Origin of the sequence: Paraburkholderia sp. UCT31 (assembly GCF_014397655.1) — a bacterium.
Lineage (GTDB): Bacteria > Pseudomonadota > Gammaproteobacteria > Burkholderiales > Burkholderiaceae > Paraburkholderia > Paraburkholderia tuberum.
This window is the reverse complement of record NZ_VZQP01000009.1, coordinates 141,752-161,121: the sequence shown is the minus strand read 5'-3', so window position 1 is coordinate 161,121 and position 19,370 is coordinate 141,752. Positions and strand designations below refer to the sequence as shown.

The following is a 19,370-nucleotide window of genomic DNA, read 5'->3' as shown; positions in this document are numbered from 1 at the left end:
TATTGTACGAAGCCCCAACTATAGTCGTGTATTTTAGATTTAGCGGCGCATAAGCGGTTGCGGCCGCCTCAGCCGCGTTTGACGCGCCACGGACGGCCGCCCCTCTCCCGCACCCTGTTACCGGAGTTTCACTCGGTGTGCCCGAGCCTACCGCAGGGTGAGTCTGCCGAGCCGTGCAGTAACGGACTCCTAGGCGGCTACGGGCGCCGCGTTGAAAGCGGCCGTCCTATCCCCGAGCGTCACTGGCTGCATCGCGCGGCGGCGTCCCAGGGTGGTTAGCTTGAACGCATCCTTATCGCGCTCCTGTGTGATGAGGCCCGCTTGTGCCGACAGATAGAGTGCGTGCAGGAGCGTGTCCGACAACACGGGGACGGTCGACAGGACTTCGCTGCCTGACAGGTTCAGCTCGAGTCCCTCATCGCCCACCACAATCCGGTTCCGGTCCTTTGGAGGCTTTCTTGCGTTGATATCGTCCTCCGTGCGGTCCCGGACAACCTCGAAATGCTGGTTAATGACGTAGTCCCGAACCAGCGTGGCGACGTATGCTTCGACCGAGTCGTTTGCGTGCGCCACCGTGAACTCGCGCAGTTCCTGTAACGTCAGGCGGTCGCCATCCAGGCTGTCGCATGCCATGAGCCGCGCCTCGCTCGCACACCAAAGCAATGCGAACAGCGCGCCGCCGACCGCCTCCCTGACGTTTCCGGTCGTCGTCGTAAAGCGACGGAGCCGTTCGAGTTCCGCAAATTTCCCGTCGATGTCGAGCCGGGGGTTGGTTGCACCAGCGCAATAGAGCGAAGGAGCATCGCCGCGCTCATCGTCGATGGCCGCGAGCCTTTGCCCAACTGTTTGATGACCCACCCACGTCGGACTTGCTTGCGCGAGTGCCCCAACCCGCGCCGCTATCGACTCGATGTCGCGGGGCCGCGCTGTGCGGTGTCCGGCGCTGTCGACCGAGTAGCCCTTTACGACCGCATGGTGTATCTCATGTTGGCTTGCGCGAAACAGCGTTTCCAGCGCGAGCTTCATGTATTGCCTGACCTGCAGGTTTTGCCAGGTGCATGGCGTATCGCCGAGGTCTTCGAGAACGAGCTTTTTGCCGTTGGTTGCCCGTCCCCGCGCCATCGTGTGGCGAATCCGCTCGACCGGCACAAACTGTCCGGGCATGGTGGCCGCTTCCTCTTCTACCGCTATTGCGCGCAGCGCAAGCGTGAGTGCCCGACAACGGGCCGAAAAAAGCGCTGGAAAACCTGCATCCGGGTCGAGGGGATAAAACTGGGCGACGAAACGCTCCTGCTCGAGCCTTGTCGGCGCGTCGAGTCTAAGCACCTCCCGCAGTTGCTCGACTCCGGCCGCGTTGATTGTCAGTTCCTGCCGCGAGCGCAGCCACTCCACTTGCGCCCGTTTCAGCTTTGCACGTGCGACAAGGTCATCCAGGAGTGCCTGATAGGCGTCAGCCAGCCTTTCACCTCCCGCCGTGAGGCGGAAGGCCGAGTCAAGCCGCTCATGCCGGTCAAGAAACCCGAAGCCCCACGTGGCGCTCGGTAGGTACCAGTCAGAAGCCAGCAAGGTGGTGCCGTTTTTTGCATCCCCGTCTTCGTCTTCCTGCGCCTCGTAGGCTGCCGCCGTTGGCCTCTCGGCGTACGTCAACATCCCGTCGTCAGTCTCTTCCGGCCATTTGCGGTCAGTGCCGGGCAAAGACGTACCCCATCGCTTGTTTCCCCAAACCAGCAGGAGCTGGATTTTCGGTAGCCCTGCTTCGAACGCGGCCTTCACCTCGTCGTCGTCACTGTCCTCCGGAAGCGATAGCCACACCTGTTTCACCATCCAGCAGATTGCCGAGTAGACGCGGATGTACCGCACCCCGTTGTTCATACCGGAAAAGACGCTGCGATAACGCGCCATGTTAGAGGACTGCAGACCGAGCGGGTCGGCGCTTCTGCTCGTCTTCGGCAAAGGCACATATTGAGGAAAGTCGAACATTACGCGGCCTCCCGAGGCCCTTCATAGTCATATGCGGTTCTGGGCACCTGCGCGGCCGCAAGAACCTTCCAAGACAGACCGACGAAGACCGGCATGTTGCAGCCGCCATCGTGCAGCGAGGCGCCGTCGCGCTGGAGGCGCGCAATCATGTCCCGGCTTTCCAGCGGGGTATCGCAGGCCGGACACCGGGTTCTCCGCGTGAGCGGTTTGACCGCCGCGCTGATAACCCCAAAGACACGGCCCTTGCCCGTACGTTCGCGTATTGTCCACAAGTCCGCCAGAACTTTCCTGACGCCTGCATACCGTTCGAAACGGGCGTCCTCCGGACCGCCCGGCTCTGCCGCCGCGCCGGTCATGACGGCCAGGACAAGCGCCTCCAGGTCCTGTTGCGTGGTACCCGAGGAGCCGAGCGTGAGCGCCGCCTCAAGAGCGAGGCTTCGTTCACCTGGGTCCAGCGTCGCGAAAGGCGGCGTGCCAAGTGCATCGTCGACCCAGTCGAGCAGCTCATGGTCAAGAATCGGCCGCTGGGCGAGCGTCTCGAGATTTTCCTTCAGGCGTGGAACGCTAACCTCCGTGCCGCCGAAAACAATCGCGCAGCCGGCGACGGCGCAGACGAGCGGAAGCAGCCGGGTCCTGTTCTCCGCGCTGTATGCAAACTGGCTGTACATGCCGACCCACTGACGAAGCGCGCGCCCGAACACGACACGCTCTTCATCGCCCGCGAGCGGGCCGTCCGCGTCCGGGTCTTCGGCTTCACGCGGGACTTGATGGAGCAGCGCGCCGGCACTACGTGAAATGAGTCCCGACATCCACGGCCCAGTCGCGTTCACGGCAAGAATAGCGGGCAGCGTCTTCAGCATTTCGCTGAACGGGTCATCGACTGGTCGGCGCTTCCTTTGCGGGGGCTTGCGTCCTTGCTGCTGCCCTCCGGCCGGTCTCGCGGCTTCATCATCGCCGTGAGCCGGGTCGAATTCGGCCGGCGTGCTACCCGCGCCCTCCGTTGGCTGCCGCGCTCGCTCGCGCAGCGTTGCGAACGCAGCGGCGAGCACCTGCTCCGCCGTACCTGGGGTAACACCAAGCCGCTCCTGGTCTGTTTTAGTCCAGGCATCCGCGCGTTTGCCGACATCAACCGAAGCCGTCGATGCTGCTTGCGCCGTTGCCTGCTCCGCGAGTGCACGTTCTCTGCGCAGGATGCGCTTGAAATAGTCCAGAATTCGCCGGAGGTCGCCCTCCTTGGGTTTGCCCGCGACGATGCTGGCGGCGGCGCGCGAGACGTCGCGCTCGTAGGCGGGACATGCCAGCTCGCGCTCCACGTTGAGCCAACCGATTGCGAGCACTTCGTCGTGACGAAGGACCTTGAGCCGCAGCGCGCGGACCGTGTCGCATGTTTGAGCGGTCTTTACGCGGAAGGTGCCATCTGCGTTCAGCACTACCGCGTCGACGGGAAACTCCATTTTCAGCCTCGACCAGACCTCCAGCCGCACTTGCCCCGCCTCCGGCGCGGGCGCAATCGTCCCCGTAATCTCCTCTTCGTTCCACGACGCCTGCAAGGCGACGGCCGGTCCGCTGTAGTCTTGCGCCGCGTATTCGCACGGCACCGCCACGTCGGGCTTAGCCGCTTTCCACGAAAACGGTGAGTGCTCGAGTTTCCGGGCCAGCGAAATTTCCACGTTACGCGTGTCGCAAAGGCTCTGCCACGTCGCATTCACAGAACCCGTCATGACCACGCACCCAGAGCTGCCCAACACCTCAAAGCACTTGGCATGTAGCCGGCGCGGCGCGAAGGTTGTTTCGGCAGTGACGAAGCCGTGGTTCTTCGGCAGATACCGGGCATCCGGTTGAAAGGGTGCAACGAGAATAAGCTCGCCCGACTCAGGCGAGCGTTCGGGCTGAAGACCGATGCGGGTGCGGATGACCCCACAGGCGTCGGTTACGGCAGCCACCGCCTTACCCGAGCCGGTATGGTACGGAGAAAAGATAGTGAGTTGGGAGGGATTGTCCAGTTCGTCCTCGACCAACTTCCCGAGTTGGATGTGGGCCGGGTCGACCAGCGTGTGAATGAGCCACGCGGTAGGTGCGGCGGCGCGGACCTCTTCACTCGCTCGCGCCGCCGCGTACCGCGCGCGAAGCGCATAAGTGCGCAAGACCGCCAGCGTGTCCTCCGCGAGGCCCGGCCGTTTCGCGAAGAGGTCGAGGAAAGTCGCGAATTGCTCGAAGACGTGAGGATGGTCCGCAGCGTTCACCGCATCGATGACCTCAAGGTTTCCGCCCTGCCCTGGCGCCGTGAGGTTGCCGCTGCCTACCACCAGCGTATCGTCGTCCGTGCCCTGCAGGTACGCGACCTTCGGATGAAAAATCCCCGAGTTGTTCATGTAGACCGGCATGACCCGGTACGTGTTGCCGGCATACGCGCTGGAAGTCTCGGCACTGAGTTTGCAAGCTTCCCGCGAGTCGACGAGCAGGTCAATGTGCTCACAACCTTCGAGCTTCAGCAGAGGAAGGCAGAACGATTCGAACCAGTTGAGGCTCAGTGTAAAGGTGGTAAAGAGAGCGCGCTCAGGTCTTACGGCCTTGAGCAGGTCTGTCAATCGCGGCTGCATGAAACCCCCGTAAGCTGCTTCGAGTTCTTATGTCCCGTGAGATTTTATACGAAAGGGGTCAAAAAGAGTCGATTTGGCCGGCTCTACGGGCTTGTCACCCCTTTGCGAAAAGCTCGGCGCAACACATGACTCTCTGGTCGCAGGCACGGGTACGCTGACCGGCGCCTGCGGGACCGTGGGCGTGCGGAAGGGAAGCCAATCGCCGGCTGGTGATTCGTCGGGCGCCGACAGATGGCCTGGTCCAAAAGGGTCCTTGCATAGAAAAAGAGCCTCTGCGGTCATCGACCACAGGGCTCTTCGAATCATCTACCAAACGGTGCTTTTCGGGTCTTATTCAGCCGACGCGTCGAGCGCCTGCAGCGCAGCCTTGTATTTCGCAAGCTGGGTGAACCACATGGTGCGATAGTTCTCGTTCGTCAGGCTGTTAGCGTAAGCCTCAATGCCGGGCATCGCGTCGGCCAGGCCCTCCGCGCACGCGAGCAGCGCCCGCATGTGTTCGTGCGCGAGGGCAACGAAGGCGGCGTTGCCATTGCCGGTGTTTATCATTTCGCCATTTATCAGCGAGTAGCCTGGGTCAAACGTCGCAATCGCGCGCTTGTCGACTTCCACTGTCCGTTCCGACGAAGTCCATGTGCCGGTGGTCGCGGCCGCCAAGGCCTGCTTCAACGTGTTCAGAATTCTCATGACTGTCCTGTGCTTGTAGTGAACTGCTGGGTTGCATCTGCAAACAGTCTAGGCACGTCATTCATTTGTTAGGGTGACGCTGCGCGGTACAACACGAGATACCTCGGTCCGACCGTTGCCCAGCGAAAGACTCTAAGTCTCGAGGCTAAAGGCGTGCCCCGTGCTGTCAGGCTGAAAAAGCCCGTCGGAGGGCGGTTTCGTACATCAGGGTATCTCAGCAGCCCCGGGGTGTGAACGTATCCGCACACGCCACAGCGTTCGTTGCGGCCGACCACATTGCGGTCGCAGCGCTCGCACCGCGACTGGAATTTCGGCGAATCCGTCAGACCGCAAGGGTCGCGCAGAAGCGTTACATCAATAGGCAACGTGGGGACCTTCCTATACGTGACTTGTTGAACTGTCTCATTAAAGGTACGCCGTGATTTCAAAAGTAAAAAGCTCACACGACACTGCATACGACAGTGCACGGGGCCTCTGTATCGGAGAAGGAACGGCAGGCCCCATCTATCTTGACGAGGAAGCGCTGCGCCGGCACACGCTGGTCGTTGGTAAAAAGAGCGAATCCGATTATCTAATACCCCGTCTTGTCGCCCAGCAAATTGCTCGAGGTGGGGGTTTCATTGTGCTCCATGGCTTCCCGGACCGGGAGATGGGGGACAAGCTTGCCCACCTCATGAAGATTGGCGACAGGGGCGACGACTTCCGGGTGGTGAACGTCGACCATCCGCAGACAAGCCACACCTATAATCCCCTCCAGTCCGGGGCCCCTTCTTCGAGCGTCACCCGGCTACTGCACACGCGGTACGTCACGGGGCGTGCCAACGCCGTGCAACTCACGGACGTCGAGAAGAAGTCACTCGAGAACTTCGTTCAGGCCGTTCAACAGGAGGAAGGCGAGCTCACCTTTTCCCGGGTGGCTGATGCGATTCCGTCGGACTCAAGCGATGCGCTTCAACGGGTTGCGGCACAGCTTCGGCTATTCGCGAATGGAAAGTTCGGAGAGGTGCTCGATGTCGCTCGCCCGGAGGTGTCACTGGACGACGTTTTGCGGCAGAACCTTGGGCTCTTTATGGTATTGCCCCTCATGGGGAGGGATGCAGCGGCCATCGCGCTTGGCCGGATGTTTGTTTCAGACCTGTTCTTCGCAATCGCAAAGCGGGCAGCCCAGAACAGAGAGACTGATGAGCCGCCCTTTCTGTTGGTCGTGGACGATATCAACCTATACCTGACGCCCGAGGTACAGTTACTTCTGGAGGTCGCGCAGGCGGCAAGGGTCGCCGTGGTCGCGTTCGAATCGGACCTGCAGAGCATTCACAACGGGGACCCGGTGACAGGCGGAATACTGGTCTCCCAGACAGGCACCAAGCTTTTCGTGGGCGCCTAGTCCATCTCAACGGCCTGTCATATCGGTTCGGCACTGATGATGATGCCCCGCAAGTCCTTGACCTGCGGGGCATCATAGTCGAATCAGAGGCCCCTCATCAACACGCTAAGCACGGGGCAGAACTCGCTAGGTGAGGGGCGTGGTCCGTTAGGGTATTTCTCGCCGGTGGAGCAGCCCCGGCGTGTGGACGTATCCGCACACGCTGCAGCGCTCGTTGCGGCCGACCACGTTGTGGTCGCAGCGCCAGCACCAGAACCGGCCTTTCGTCGGCATCCGGCGCTTGAGCCTGTTGAGCTTGCGCGTCGGCTCCTCGATAAATCGTGACATATTCAGTCTCCAGGTTAAGGGAAACTAGTTGTCGGGTCTTCGGCGCATGAACGCTCCTTTGTAAAGTCCAGCGTGAGTGTAGCACCGACAGTAGCTGGCGCCCGCCCGCGCCGCTGCTGGACGCCCTGCTCGTCGGACCCGGGACCCGGGAGAGTGCCGCTTTACAAAACAGTCACATATAAAAAGCATTTGTATAAACGCGGACGGTAATGTAAAGTTTCGCCTTGTACTGCGCGGCTTTTCGTGCATTCAGGACAACACCTTTACAAAGCAACCGCCCCGTGAAAGTTCATTTCGCTCTAGAGCCGTTTGAGAAGTCCATTTTCCTCGCCGGACCGACCCCGCGTGACGCGAACACGCCGTCCTGGCGCCCGGGGGCTATCGAGATGCTCGACAAGGAGCTCGGATTCGACGGCGAGGTGCTCGTCCCCGAGAATGCCTCATACACGTCGCAAGCAACTTACGACGCGCAGATTCACTGGGAGTGGGAAGCGCTGAACCGCGCGACTGTGGTGGTGGTCTGGGTTCCTCGCGACCTCGCCGTGTTCCCTGCTTTCACGACCAACGTCGAATTCGGTTACATGATTGCGACGGGCAAGGTGGTGCTCGGCTACCCCCACGACGCGCCAAAGATGACGTACCTCCACAAGCTGGCTGAACGCCATCATGCCCCCGTGGTCCACTCGCTCACGGCAACCCTGGAGGAAGCGGTTCGCCGCGCGAATGGCAAGTTCGGCGGCGCGGTGAGTTCCGCTGCGAAGCTTCGAGGGTAACCAACGCATGTCTGCATCCCCCCCGCTCCCTGCCCTCGACGAAGCTCCCGCGCCGGCGGACGGCTCGCATGCTCGGCTGAACCTCTCCCGCCAGCTCAAGAATCTGTTGCTGATGCGCCCGGTCTTCGAGCTTGCGCTTCGCACTCGCCGTGGCGTCGATGGCGAAACGCCCTTCACAGGGCTGGACACCAGCTATCTGGCGCTCGCGCTGCTGGACAAGGTCATGTCCGACTGCGCTTTCGGTTCTGGGCCGACACACGCGGAACTGGTCGACTTCCTGTGTGTCGACGTCCAGCGCATGAAACCGGCGCTGAGCGACGAACTGGCCAAGAAAGTTGCGTCCGAAGTGGTCGAGACGCTTCACAACATGCCGAATCGCTCTGTGCGCTTCGAGTACGAGTACTTCGATGCCGAAGCCGGGGAGATGTGCCGCCACGCTTTCTCCCTGCTGCAATACGGCCGGGGCGACGATGATGTGCCGCGCTACTCGGTCACCGACGAGGGGCAGCTTGTCTACCTCGGCATGCTGGACCTGGGCGCCGAGGACATGCAGGTGCTCATGCAAAAGATGCTGGCTGAGCTGGTCAGTCGCGGGCACGTGGACAAGGCGCTTGAGGTTTCCAAGCAGGCCTTCCATCAGGCCGGCCGCTACCAGGCGCAGCTCAAGGAGCGGCTCCGTAGCGCGCAACGCCGCCCGGACACGCTCAACTTCGAGCAGGACGTGCAGCCGGTTCTCACCCAGTCGCGCACCCACATTGATAGCCGGCAGGCCGATGAGCAGCGACTCATTGAGCTTCTGACTCAGCGGCTGCGTGACACCTTCGACGCGAGCACGCGCGACCGCATGCTGCGCCTGAAGGAAATGGTCGAGCGCGAGAACGCGCTGCATCAGAACCTGCTGCGCGTCGTGGTCAGCGCGGGCGAGAAATTCCGGGAGGCCAATAACTCGCTCTTCCGCGCGCGCTCTCGCCAGATTCTCCCGGACATCGAGGACACCGTGTTGCCCTCGCTGCTCAACCTTCCCGTGGGCCAGTTGGCGGACATTGCCGACAACGAACTGCATGTGTTCGCCGCAGTGAAACGGAACAAGGCGTTCCATCTCGCGCACGTCATAGACCTGCTATGTCAGCGACAGGAAGTTGCGCCGGTCGTCGACGCTGGGCCGCCGCAGCTCGTCGAGGTGCCGACCTTCGCGCCGAAGTTCTCACAGGAAGACATCGACGCGGGCGACCGTTTCCTCGAGCGCTTCTTTGCCGAACACCCCCTCTGCGATATCGAGCAGCTGCTCAACGCGGCCGAGGACGAGGGCCTTTCCGAAGAAGCGCGCCAGCACATGACATTTACCTGCTACCGCGCACTGGCCGAGGATGAATCCACACTGCCGGTGACTGTGCGAGCCGAAGGCCGGTTTGATATCCCCTTTGCACGAGGCTCGCGCCTCATCTTTACGTCGAAAAAACAATGACTGAGTTGCGCCCAACCCCGCTCCACGCCGGCGAACTGCTGTACAAAGGCCTGCAGCGCATTTCCCCTACTGTGACCGACCCGCACTACAAACGCCTGCTCGCGCTCTACGAGGCCGAGCGGGACTTCCGCGATATGGTGGAAGAGTTTGCCAACGGGATGCAACTGAGGGTCCTGTCAGTGACGCCGCGCGGCATCGCGGTCGTGCCAGCAAACGCCGATAGCATGTTCGCCATCAACATCGGCGACATCAAATCAGGCATGAAGCGCGAGGAAAAGGCGCTTCACGTGCTGACCTACACGGCCATCGCAGCGCTTTTTTATCCGACCGCTGAGAATCTCGCCGACGACGCGTGGCACTCGCCGCGCATCTCCGATGAGATGGTCGTAAGCGCCCTGCGCTCCATCTGCCAGACCCTCAAGCACAAGTCGGAGCAGGACCTCGAAGGCATTTCGCCGGAGCTGGAGCCGGGTTGGAACTCGGTGCTGGTCAAGCCGGAAACACGCGCAGAGCTGCAACGCCAGAATTCGTCGTCGCTCACCGGCCTCGTCGCGCTTGTTCTGCGCCAGCTGCTCGAAAGTGGTCTGGTCGCGCAGGACACCACCGCCGGCGCGCCGCGCTACACGGCCACCTGGCGTCTGACCGTCCAGCTGCGCGAGCTCATCGTCGAGCGACTTTTCATCGCCGCGCGCGAAGCACTCAACCCCCAAGACGCGGTAGCCGAATAAAGCGGACTCATCATGCACAAAATCTCCCGAATCTACGTTGCAAACACGGGTGCCCCGGGCGCCTGGTACGACGGCCAGCTCATCCCGTTCACGGACCTCGTGACCGGCGCGCCCACGCATACGGTCTACAACCTGACCAACGGCGGCGGCAAGACCACCATCATCTCGCTTATCTTCTCCACGCTCGATACCGACAAGAGCCGCTTCCTCCAGTATCTGGGCAAGAACAAACAGCGCTTCGAGGAATACTTCGACAAGAACGGCACCCCGGGCTTCGTGGTGCTCGAGTGGGCATTGCCCGGCGTGGCCGGCGGCCCTGCCCAGCGCCTTGTGACGGGCCAGCTGGTGGTGATGCGTGGCACCGGTGACGCGGCGGAAGCCGAACGCTTCTTTTTCTCGTTTGTCGCCACCGACACCCTCTCTCTGGACCAGCTGCCCGCACCGACCCTCGGCGAGACGCCGCTTCGCAATCGCGAGGATTGCCTGAAATGGCTCGGGACCTGCCAGAAGGATTATGCCGGCAACTTCCAGTACTTCCAGCAGCAGCAACAGTGGAAGGAAAACCTGATTGGCAAGGGCATCGACGTCGACATGTTCCGCCAGCAGGTAGAAATGAACCGCACAGAAGGCCAGCAGGACGACACGCTGCTGAACTTCAAAAGCGAAACGGACTTCGTGCAGAAGTTTCTCGCCGGCACGCTCAGCCCCGAAACGTCCGAGGGCGCGCGCGACGTCATTGCGGACCTGTGCCGCAAGTTTGGCTCGCGCAAGAGCCTGAAGGAGTCGCACGCCCAGATGGAACGGCTCGCGGCCCGGTTCCAGCCTTTCAGCGAAGCGGCCCTCGCGCATCGCACCGCGTTTGATGAGCGCGCCGCCGTCAAAAGCGAAGTCGCCGTTGCCGTCGCCACACTGCGCGCCCGTGAGGCCGAACGCCGTGCTGTCGCCGAAGACAACTCGATGCTCGCAGGTGATGAGCAGCGCGCTGCCGACGAGCACGCGAATGCGGCGCAAGAGCAGTCGCGCGCCGCCGAGTTTTACGGCTACGTGCTCGCGAGCCGTGTGCTTGACCGCGCAACCGAAACGGCGCGTGCAGCTGATACGCAGAAGGACGCGGCCGGCCGCCGGGTGGAGCTGATTGAAGCAGCCGAAATCACCTCGAAAATTCAGTCGGTCCAGACGCGCATCGATTCGCTCAACAAGCTAATCGAAGAAACCGACCGTGAAATCACACCGTTGCGCGACGCCCTCGGGCGCGCCGCCGCGCTGTATCGTGAGGCGCTAAGTCAGGCAAGTGCTGCCCAGACAGAAGAAGCCGCCGCACTAGGGCGCCAGCTCGATGAGCTCCGTGCTAAACAGCGCGAACTTGGCGAGAAGGAAAAGGACCTGCGCACGGCGCGCGAGACCGCGAACACCGAACTCGGCACCCTCACGGCGCAGTTGCGTCAAGCGCAAGCTCGAATCGACCGGTTGGTGAAGTCGGGCGCGCTCGCATCCGCAGACGAAACCCCGGCGCAAGCCGAGGAACGTTTGGTTGCTACGGCCGAGGCGCTCTCGCGCGAAATTGAAGAGTGCGAGGCTCGCGCTCAGGACCATGCTGCTAGCGCGGTAGAAAGCCAGCAGCTCGAATCAGGCGCTGCCGGGCGCAAAGCCTCCGCCGAAGCTCAGCAACGCGACCTGGGCACGCGCGTGGCCGCCGGCCGTGACACACAGGAACGGCTTGCCGGTCTGCCTGCGCTTTGCCGCGCCGCCAAGGCCCCTCGTGCCGACGCAGACAACGCAGCACTGCCCGAGGCGCTCGATGCCTACATTGCAGCCCTCTACGCCGCTCTGCGTGACGCGGAACGCGAGCTGCACGACCTGAATCAGGCTCGGCGCGATATCGCCGACACCGGACTGGCGGCGCGTGACCCGAACGTCAACGCAGTCGTCGAAAAGCTCGTCCAGGCAAACATCTCTGGTGCAATGGCATACGGCGACTATCTGTCGCAGACGGTTCCGTCGGCTGACGAAGCACGTGCGCTGGTGCTGAGCGACCCGTCGCGCTATCTGGGCGTGGCTATCGCTCTGGACAGCGACATCGATGCCGCGCGCCGCGCGACCGAGGGGCTCAAGCTGTCCCGCCCGGTCACCATCTCGGCCTACTCACTGTCGGTCCAGCAGCTGCCCGACGCCCGCTACGTTGTCGGTCCGACAGATGACAGCGCGTTCAACCGTGGGCAGGCCCAACAAAAAGCCGAGGCTCTCGACGCCAATATCGATTCGGCCTCGGAACAGGTTGAACTGGCCCGCCACGCCTACGAGGAAGCCTGTCGCGCGAAAGCGCAGCTCGAGCAATATCTGGCCACGTATGGCGGCGCGCAGCTGACCGAAATGGAATCGGCCCTGAACGCCGCCGTCGAAGCCGTCGACCGCGAGACAGCGGAAATCGCACGCCTGCGCGCCTCGGCTCAGGAGCACCGCAGCGCTGAAATCGCCGCGCGTGGCCAGTCCCGGGACATCGAGACATCGCGCCGTCAGGTTGATGCGTTCCTGCGCGAAATCGTTGGCGTCGCCGGCGAGCACGCGGCGATGTCCGGCTGGGTCCAGCAACGCGACGCGGCCGCGCTTGCAGCGTCGACACACACCGAAGCCCTTGATGCGGTGATGGCGCAGCAGCAGTCACTGGCAGAGAGCATCGATACCCTGCGCGAAAAGCAACTGGTCCACATCGACCAGGCACGCATTCTCCTGGATGCGAGCGCCAACGTTCGCGACGCGCAGACCGACCTCGATGCTGCGACCGAACTGGCGAAACACCCTCAGTCACTCGATGCTCTCAAACTGGCTGACGCCAGCGCGCGCGAAACGCTGAACCTTGCAATCCATGGCAAAGCGGCCGACCTCCTGGCCTCGCGTGAGAGCGCCGAACGAGAACGAGCCTCCGAATCGGAGAAGCTCCGCGCACGGTACCCGGAGTCCCGCTTTCCTGCCCACGAAGTTGCAGCGTTCCTCGATTCGGACTTCACCCGCGCGCTTACTGATGCGAAGCGCGAGCGCGACGAAGCCGTATCCCGCGCCGCCGACGCTAACAGCGAAAAGCGTGTCGCCGCCGGCGAGTTGGCTTCGTTCGTGAAAGCCCGACGGTTCCCTGACTTTGAGGATGTGGCGGCGCGAGAGTGGTGTGACGCCGACCTCGAGCAACAGGCCCAGGAAGCGGCGGCGCGTGCTGAGGGTCATGCCGACGACCAGGCAGCGGCGCAGGCGCGCGCAGACGAGGCACAGGCATGCGCTGAGCGGGCGCAGGCCGACGCGACGCGTTTTGGCGAGCATGCAGAGAACTTTGAAGCGGAGTTGCGTGGCGCGGCGGTTGATGCGGAGGCGGACATGACCCGGTTCGGCGACATCAATGCGCTCGCCGCCGAAGTCCGCAAGGTTCGCCAGCAGGTCAACAAGGCGAACGACCTCCTCGGACAGGCGGAGCTCGCCGTGCGCCGTACGTATGACCAGGTACAACGCCTCGCTCGCGACGAGAGCTTCGTGAAGGTCGACCTGCAGCTGGCAGTGGCACTGCGGGATAACACCGCCGAGCGTGCTGCCGAGGACTGCGCACGCCTTGAGATTGCCATCAAGAATCGGACCGACGCGCTTGTGAGCGACATCGAGTCGCTCGAAGGCGACTTCGACCGCGCTGTCCTCGAGCTGGGCGGCCTGGTCAAGACGAGCCTGGGTCTGCTTGACCGGGCGGTGAATGGTCTCGTGCTGCCCAAGGGCGCACCGATGGTCGGCGGTCTGCCCGTGTTCAAGTTCGCGCAGGCGGTCGTGCGCCTCACCGCCGAGCAGCGCCACACCAACCTGCGGCCGTTCCTCGAGGAGCTGGCCGCTGAACCCGAGCGCATTCCCCAGAGCGGCGCGGCGCTGGCGGCACAAGCCATCATGCGGCTCGCGAACGGCTATCTCGGCGTCCAGTTCCTGAAGATGACGACGCTCGAGTCGCAGCGGTACGTGCCAATGGCCAAGATTTCGCACTCGGGTGGCGAGAGCATCTCGACTGCGCTCTTCCTCTACTTCGTGATGGCGAAGCTGCGCTACGAAGTGCGAGCAGACAGCAAGACCGCCGAGGGCATGCCGGTGGTTCTCGACAACCCGTTGTCGAAAGCGACCAATCGCCAGATGTGGGACGCAATTTTGCGTCTGGCGGATGCCGTCGGCATGCAGTTGCTGGTATTCACCGGTGCGCAGGACTATGAGCCGCTGTCGCTCTTCAAGCGCCACATCCGTCTGGCCAAGTCGAAGATGAATCCGGCGACCAACCGTCTGCATGTCCAGATTTCGGACTATCAGTTCACGTACGACCAGGAAGAACGGGCAGCCGCATGATGCATCTCACCCCGACCAACATCGAAGACTGGCTTGCACAACGCCCGAAGGCGCGGGTCACGCAGGACGATTATCTGCGTGGCTTCGCGCTGGCCAACCCGGAGTGGGCGCGCGAAGGTGACTTCCGTGCGCGGGTCTTTCATGCGTTGAAGAACCTTGAGGTCGCGCAGAAGCTGCGGCTGCCGAAGGACCTGAAGCATTACGACAATCTCGGGAGCCCTCGGCTTCCGATGTATGTGATGCTCACGCGGGAACAGCCGGCAGCGCGCGAGTCCGCGCCAAAGGACGTGGTGTGGGTGCCTGAGCTCGCGTTCGCCGCGAAGAAGACGAACCCCGCGCAGCTCAAAAAGCTTGCGACCATCAACCAGTTCCTCATCGAGCAACGTGCCCAGCTGCAGGAATGCATTCCGTACCGGGAGCGGTCGCTGCAGATTTTCGGCGACGAGAAGGCGCTCGACCGCGTGCTGGTTGCCGGTAAGCTATTCGGCGAGCTCGACCTCGCGGCGATTGCTGCGCTTGAACCAGAAGCGCCCCTCGTTATCGACAACAAATCCTTCGCTGCGCGCGGTGCGCCCATCCTTCTCGTTGAGAACCACCACACGTACTGGTCCTGCGTCCAGTGGAACCACCGCGCCAGCGTGTACGCAGCAGTCGCGTACGGCGTAGGCAATGCAATCCTCAACGCGCCGCTCGGCCTCATCAAGGCGGCGGATGCGGCCGGCGCCTCGTGCATCGAATACTTCGGCGACCTGGACCCGAAGGGGGTGGAAATCGCCACCCAGTTGAGCGCCCGCCTGCAGGAACGGGGCGGCCCCGCCGTGCGGCCAGCGGCGATGCTGTATGAGATTGCGGTTCGCGACGGCGTGCGCCGGCCAATGACCGAGAAAAAGAAGGCCTACAACGGTGACCCGCTGGCGTGGCTCAGGTCGCTCGCGCCGGCGGTCGTCGAACTCTTCGAAAGCGCCCACTGGATTCCGCAGGAGAGCGTCTCACTTGACCGCCTTCGAGCGCTTACCGCCGCCAGTGCGGTAGCCGCCTGACCTGAACCAGGAGCCGGACATTCTCCTTCTCGTCACCGCCCAGTCCATTCGCCTTCGGGTCGAACACATGGCCGGCGCCATGGGGCTATAGGCTATACCCGGTTCTACAACGCAGACCCTGAAAGGTCCTTCGCAAGGAAAAGAAGTGGAAAAGCAAAGCAAGGCGGCATTGAGCGTGCTGCGTAAAGCATGGGTCAGCTACGTCGTAGAAAAAGCGACGTTTCCGTTGGCCTTGATGGCGATAGCGCTTCCCGTGCTGTTCGCAGTGTGGTTCTTTACTGGTCGGAGTGGTCTGGAACTGGTCGGCGGTTTTGCGGTTGGGTCTTTGCTTTTGAGTTACGTTTTTCGGGCGCTGGGGCTGGAATTTATGGGGGTGCTGGCAGCTATCCCGGCCACTCTTTTGGTACCACCAGTTTTGATGCTGCTCGTCGTGGGCTGGGGACTCGGAGCCTTGATTGGCGCGGTGCGTCTTCCTGCCGTCTTGACCGGAAGGCGCATTGAACGCATTGAACCCATTGACCGGGATGCCGGCGATGACATCCTGTTCAGGATTACCCTTCGCAACGGCGAGGTGTTCACAATTTCGCACTGGCCAATGTGGGAAGAAGAACTTGAGGACTATGCGAGCGCATGCGTCGTTGGAAAACGGACTGGTCGCTCGGGGTCACTCGGCTACGTTTTGGGAAACATATGACCCGCCACGGTCACTAACGCTGCTTTAGCACGCAGGACTCACCGTTCTTGCGCGCGCCGCAACTCGCGCCACAGGGGCGAGTCAGGGCTGTCACCCATCAGGTCCATCACCCGTTCATGCAGATTGCGCAGCCCGATGGTAGCCGGATGCGCCTCCACCACTCCAAAGAACTCCGTGCCGGTCGGCGCCGGGTCGACGAGCATGTTCCGGTCAACATCGTTCCAGCGCGGTGGCGGTAACAGGTCGACTGGCGACAGCACCTCGAATGATGTCCCGACCGCGATGACGATGTCGTCCTCAGTGAGGTCGCGGCGCATATGCTGAAGGAACCGATAGTTTGGGGCTGACTCATTGAAGAACACCACCCCCGGCTTGACGGGTTCCACCTGTCCGCAGGTTGGACAGGCCGCCGCCGGGTCGTAATACTCATTATTCTTCGGAAAACGGTGGTCACAGTCCGTGCAGAGCAGCGAGTGCATGTCTCCATGCAGGTGGACAACATCCGTCGCGCCGGCCTGCTCGAGCAAATCGTCGACGTTCTGAGTCAGCAGCCGGACCCGGTCAGCGCCCCACATCTCCTGCCATTTCGCCAGGATGCGGTGAGCCGCATTCGGCTTCGCGTCGAGCTTGTGCTCCACCAGCCCGTTGTAGAACGAAAACACCGCGTCACGGTTGCGGCGCCATGTGTTGAAGTCGCAAACCTCTCCGATTTTAGCTTTGGTCCAGATGCCGTCGCCGGTACGGAACGTAGAGATGCCGCTTTCGGCGGACAGGCCCGCGCCTGAGAAGACGTAAAGGCGCGGCGGAGTTTTTGGCGCGTTGAACGAAGAGAGGGATGGCGCAGACATACGGTCCTACAGTTTTTGCGAGTAAAAAGGCAGCCGTCATCGATTGCCGGCTGCCTAACGTTCGGCGGCGCGCTGCCGCTTGTCTAGCCTTGCAGCTGCTGCTGTGCGCCTCTGCGCGCTGCCGCGTCTTCCTTTGCCTTCTTGTTCGCAAGATGGCGACCCACCACGCAGCCTCCGACCGCGCCGAGCACGGCGTGGCCTTTTCCGACGAAGTGCCCCGCTACGGCGCCAGCAGCCGCGCCCTTCAAACAGCCGGCTGCCTGAGCCTGCCCGGCGACCATGGCCAAGGTGAGGGCCAGTACTGCAAGTGACGCTTTGCGCTTCATTCTTCTTCTCCCTTTGGTTGAGTTCCAAGTCTAGCAATTTGCGCTTGAGGAAATTCGAACACAGTTGAACGTGTCGAGTCCCGTGACTTGCAGATTGAGTCCGTAATTCTTGACGTCCTCCCCGCCCTAAAGGACGGGGATTCCTACTGCTAGACGGCGACGTCCCGCCGCGAGAATGTTTGTTGCCGCATTGATGTCGCGGTGATGCCACGCGCCACAGTGCGAACACGCCCATTCTCTTATTCGCAGACCGTCCAGGCCCTTCGGGCCTGTGCGCGTGTTACAGCAGCTACAGGTCTGGGTTGAAAACGCTTCATCGACCTCATCGAACCACACGCCCGCGTCATCGCTTTTGTATTGCAGCATGGTTCGGAACGTGCTCCAGCCCGCGTCCAGCACGGACTTCGCCATGCGCGTCTTCGCAAGGGCTGAAGCGTTCACGTTGCCGATGAAAATTGCGCCGTACTCTTCTACGAGCGCAGTGGAAAGCTTGTGCAGCTGGTCTTTCCGACGATTCCTGATTTTCGCGTGAATTGCCTTTACGCGCGCTTTCTTGCGGGCGCGCTGCGCCTTCGCAAGCTCGGACTCGAGCTTGCGATAGTTCTTCTCGAGCTCGACGACGTAACCATCGCTGAGCGCGGCGAATTCCTTGAGGTTCAGGTCGATGCCGACCGACTTCTCGACCGCACCGAGAGACGCCTTTGGTGTCTTTTTGAGCTTGACCGTGACGTTCAGGTACCAGCGCCCGCGCGCGTCTTCGCTGATGTTGCCCGAGCCGAGTTCGTACTTGGAGAGGTCGTAGCTTTCCCACAGCGAAAGCGGCTTGTCGAAACCCGACAGGAACACCTGGCCGTTTCGATAGCGGAGGGCGCTCGCCTTGAACGGAATCCAGCCGAGCGAGCGACGCGAGCCTTTCGACACGCGCCAGCGCAGCTTCACTTTCTTGTGCTGGATGCGGCGCGCGACCAGCTCCTGGCTGACGGCCTGCACGGTCTGCGAGTGCAGCGGCAGGCCTTCTTTCGTCGCACCCTTCGTGTACCCGTCGATTTCGTTGGAGCTGATAAACCGGCGCTCGCGCTCCCACACCTTGAAACTGAGTTCGTTTGAAAAGTTCCAGACCTGGTTGACGTGAAAAGCCGACTCCCGCAGCTCTGGTGCGTGCCGGTCCTTCATACGCATGCGGAGCGTGCGTGTTGAAAGTGTAGGGTCGGACTTTTTACGGGCGGCCATGAGTCAAAGTGTGTTTGAACCCTTATATTAGCGCGCCTTTACACAAAAGTGAAGGCGCTTGTTAACAATGCGCTATCCAACCCCGGCCTAAGGCCGAGGCTTTTCGCGCGAAGCTAGGGTAAAAGCAAGGCAGCGCCGCAAATTTCCCGGCCGCCCTGCCCGAGTCGTTCCGTGCCCGGACACTTTACCGGATAGCGCGGCTCAGCAGAAGCGAGACAGCGCGAAGGGGTCTTTTTTCAAGAGCTCCAACAATTCGGGCGGAGTGCCCGGGTCAATCGCGGTCGGATTGGTGATGGCGGCGCGGGTTTCTTCGTGGGACCTCGCCAAGGCTTCCGCGAGTTCCGGCCAGTTGTCCATATCCTTAAGTATCGCCCGGATGCGCGTTTCGATGCTATGTCGCCGCTGGACATCCTGGGCCACTTCTTCAGGGGTGCGTCCGCCGAGTGGAAAATTCGGACTCTCAGCCATGTTTAGGTCTCTTTGCGGGGAAGTAATTTCGTGTAGCGTTCTCGTCTTATGCGACTCGATGTCGGCCATTATCGCCTGTTGCGTGCCGCCTGACTCTCGCCCAAAAAAGGACGGCCCCTGTCGTTCCAGGGGCCGCCGTTGGAGAGCGTCAGTGCGCAGTCCCGAGCATATTTGCGCCCTCGTATGACTCGACGTCGACGCGCCAGATGTGGTGTTCCGGGTTTTGCGTGCTAGGAAGCCGGATGGCGTCCGTGAGCGCACGGAGAATCGGACCCTTGCCGCCACGGAAATCGGCAGCGCGGAAAATATCGCCTTGCCGGATGTCGCGGTACCCCGAAACCTTCACAAAGACCTTACCCATAATCTTTTCGACCATCCCTCGCACTCCTACTAGAGTTGAGATAAATCGTATAGCGACTATCGGACACACGGCTGCAAGAAGGGGTGACCCATGCGGCTTCGTCAAA

The 19,370-nt window shown here is 62.0% G+C and carries 16 protein-coding genes; 7 read left to right on the top strand and 9 right to left on the bottom strand.

The features are described from left to right. Window positions 1–189 precede the first annotated feature (189 nt). The 3 genes from F6X40_RS10045 to F6X40_RS10035 all read right to left on the bottom strand — a co-directional run bounded on the left by F6X40_RS10045 (window position 190) and on the right by F6X40_RS10035 (window position 5,189). Complete coding sequence (locus F6X40_RS10045; protein WP_187627672.1) at window positions 190–1,980, bottom strand: hypothetical protein; 1,791 nt, start codon at window positions 1,978–1,980, stop codon at window positions 190–192. Next, the gene (locus F6X40_RS10040; protein ID WP_187627671.1) at window positions 1,980–4,568 is read right to left on the bottom strand and encodes a hypothetical protein; all 2,589 of its coding nucleotides are present in this window, start codon (window positions 4,566–4,568) and stop codon (window positions 1,980–1,982) included. The genes F6X40_RS10045 and F6X40_RS10040 overlap by 1 nt, the downstream gene beginning before the upstream one ends. A 342-nt stretch (window positions 4,569–4,910) precedes the next feature. Beyond that, window positions 4,911–5,189, bottom strand: coding sequence for a hypothetical protein (locus F6X40_RS10035; protein ID WP_187627670.1), 279 nt, complete (start codon window positions 5,187–5,189; stop codon window positions 4,911–4,913). 493 nt (window positions 5,190–5,682) lie between these two features. Between F6X40_RS10035 and F6X40_RS10030 the strand changes: the two genes are divergently transcribed. Further along, window positions 5,683–6,648 (top strand): hypothetical protein, encoded by a 966-nt coding sequence (locus F6X40_RS10030; RefSeq protein WP_187627669.1) that lies wholly within the window; start codon window positions 5,683–5,685, stop codon window positions 6,646–6,648. A 147-nt stretch (window positions 6,649–6,795) separates the two neighbouring features. Here the strand turns inward: F6X40_RS10030 and F6X40_RS10025 are convergent, their stop codons facing one another. Further along, entirely contained in the window at window positions 6,796–6,975 is a 180-nt protein-coding gene (locus F6X40_RS10025) for a hypothetical protein (protein ID WP_187627668.1), read from the bottom strand. Window positions 6,976–7,256: 281 nt separating this feature from the next. On the opposite strand from F6X40_RS10025, the gene F6X40_RS10020 reads away from it, so the two are divergent. The 6 genes from F6X40_RS10020 (at window position 7,257) to F6X40_RS09995 (ending at window position 16,031) form a co-directional block, all read left to right on the top strand. Continuing rightward, complete coding sequence (locus F6X40_RS10020) at window positions 7,257–7,748, top strand: nucleoside 2-deoxyribosyltransferase domain-containing protein (protein ID WP_187627667.1); 492 nt, start codon at window positions 7,257–7,259, stop codon at window positions 7,746–7,748. 7 nt (window positions 7,749–7,755) lie between these two features. After that, window positions 7,756–9,213, top strand: a complete 1,458-nt coding sequence (locus F6X40_RS10015) for a hypothetical protein (RefSeq protein ID WP_187627666.1) — start codon at window positions 7,756–7,758, stop codon at window positions 9,211–9,213. Continuing rightward, a complete protein-coding gene (locus F6X40_RS10010; protein WP_187627665.1) occupies window positions 9,210–9,941 on the top strand; it encodes a hypothetical protein in 732 nt (243 codons plus the stop codon). Before F6X40_RS10015 ends, F6X40_RS10010 begins: the two co-directional genes overlap by 4 nt. A gap of 12 nt (window positions 9,942–9,953) precedes the next feature. After that, on the top strand, window positions 9,954–14,297 hold the full coding sequence (locus F6X40_RS10005) for a hypothetical protein (protein WP_187627664.1): 4,344 nt from the start codon (window positions 9,954–9,956) through the stop codon (window positions 14,295–14,297). Continuing rightward, on the top strand, window positions 14,297–15,337 hold the full coding sequence (locus F6X40_RS10000) for a DUF2399 domain-containing protein (RefSeq protein ID WP_187627663.1): 1,041 nt from the start codon (window positions 14,297–14,299) through the stop codon (window positions 15,335–15,337). Before F6X40_RS10005 ends, F6X40_RS10000 begins: the two co-directional genes overlap by 1 nt. A gap of 145 nt (window positions 15,338–15,482) precedes the next feature. Then, on the top strand, window positions 15,483–16,031 hold the full coding sequence (locus F6X40_RS09995) for a hypothetical protein (RefSeq protein ID WP_187627662.1): 549 nt from the start codon (window positions 15,483–15,485) through the stop codon (window positions 16,029–16,031). 38 nt (window positions 16,032–16,069) lie between these two features. Here the strand turns inward: F6X40_RS09995 and F6X40_RS09990 are convergent, their stop codons facing one another. The 5 genes from F6X40_RS09990 to F6X40_RS09970 all read right to left on the bottom strand — a co-directional run bounded on the left by F6X40_RS09990 (window position 16,070) and on the right by F6X40_RS09970 (window position 19,279). Further along, entirely contained in the window at window positions 16,070–16,879 is an 810-nt protein-coding gene (locus F6X40_RS09990; protein WP_187627661.1) for an SIR2 family NAD-dependent protein deacylase, read from the bottom strand. Between the two features lie 83 nt (window positions 16,880–16,962). Next, window positions 16,963–17,205 (bottom strand): hypothetical protein, encoded by a 243-nt coding sequence (locus F6X40_RS09985; RefSeq protein WP_187627660.1) that lies wholly within the window; start codon window positions 17,203–17,205, stop codon window positions 16,963–16,965. A 126-nt stretch (window positions 17,206–17,331) separates the two neighbouring features. Continuing rightward, window positions 17,332–18,384, bottom strand: a complete 1,053-nt coding sequence (locus F6X40_RS09980; RefSeq protein ID WP_262421416.1) for an RNA-guided endonuclease InsQ/TnpB family protein — start codon at window positions 18,382–18,384, stop codon at window positions 17,332–17,334. Between the two features lie 252 nt (window positions 18,385–18,636). Next, window positions 18,637–18,903, bottom strand: a complete 267-nt coding sequence (locus tag F6X40_RS09975; RefSeq protein WP_187627659.1) for a hypothetical protein — start codon at window positions 18,901–18,903, stop codon at window positions 18,637–18,639. Window positions 18,904–19,051: 148 nt separating this feature from the next. After that, on the bottom strand, window positions 19,052–19,279 hold the full coding sequence (locus F6X40_RS09970; protein ID WP_187627658.1) for a hypothetical protein: 228 nt from the start codon (window positions 19,277–19,279) through the stop codon (window positions 19,052–19,054). Window positions 19,280–19,370 lie beyond the last annotated feature (91 nt).

Bases quoted from the DNA above. Each gene is read 5' to 3' on its own strand.
- F6X40_RS10045 (WP_187627672.1), bottom strand. From the start codon at position 1,980: ATGTTCGACTTTCCTCAATATGTGCCTTTGCCGAAGACGAGCAGAAGC.
- F6X40_RS10025 (WP_187627668.1), bottom strand. From the start codon at position 6,975: ATGTCACGATTTATCGAGGAGCCGACGCGCAAGCTCAACAGGCTCAAG.
- F6X40_RS10015 (WP_187627666.1), top strand. From the start codon at position 7,756: ATGTCTGCATCCCCCCCGCTCCCTGCCCTCGACGAAGCTCCCGCGCCG.
- F6X40_RS10010 (WP_187627665.1), top strand. From the start codon at position 9,210: ATGACTGAGTTGCGCCCAACCCCGCTCCACGCCGGCGAACTGCTGTAC.
- F6X40_RS10005 (WP_187627664.1), top strand. From the start codon at position 9,954: ATGCACAAAATCTCCCGAATCTACGTTGCAAACACGGGTGCCCCGGGC.
- F6X40_RS10000 (WP_187627663.1), top strand. From the start codon at position 14,297: ATGCATCTCACCCCGACCAACATCGAAGACTGGCTTGCACAACGCCCG.
- F6X40_RS09990 (WP_187627661.1), bottom strand. From the start codon at position 16,879: ATGTCTGCGCCATCCCTCTCTTCGTTCAACGCGCCAAAAACTCCGCCG.
- F6X40_RS09985 (WP_187627660.1), bottom strand. From the start codon at position 17,205: ATGAAGCGCAAAGCGTCACTTGCAGTACTGGCCCTCACCTTGGCCATG.
- F6X40_RS09980 (WP_262421416.1), bottom strand. From the start codon at position 18,384: ATGCGTATGAAGGACCGGCACGCACCAGAGCTGCGGGAGTCGGCTTTT.
- F6X40_RS09975 (WP_187627659.1), bottom strand. From the start codon at position 18,903: ATGGCTGAGAGTCCGAATTTTCCACTCGGCGGACGCACCCCTGAAGAA.
- F6X40_RS09970 (WP_187627658.1), bottom strand. From the start codon at position 19,279: ATGGTCGAAAAGATTATGGGTAAGGTCTTTGTGAAGGTTTCGGGGTAC.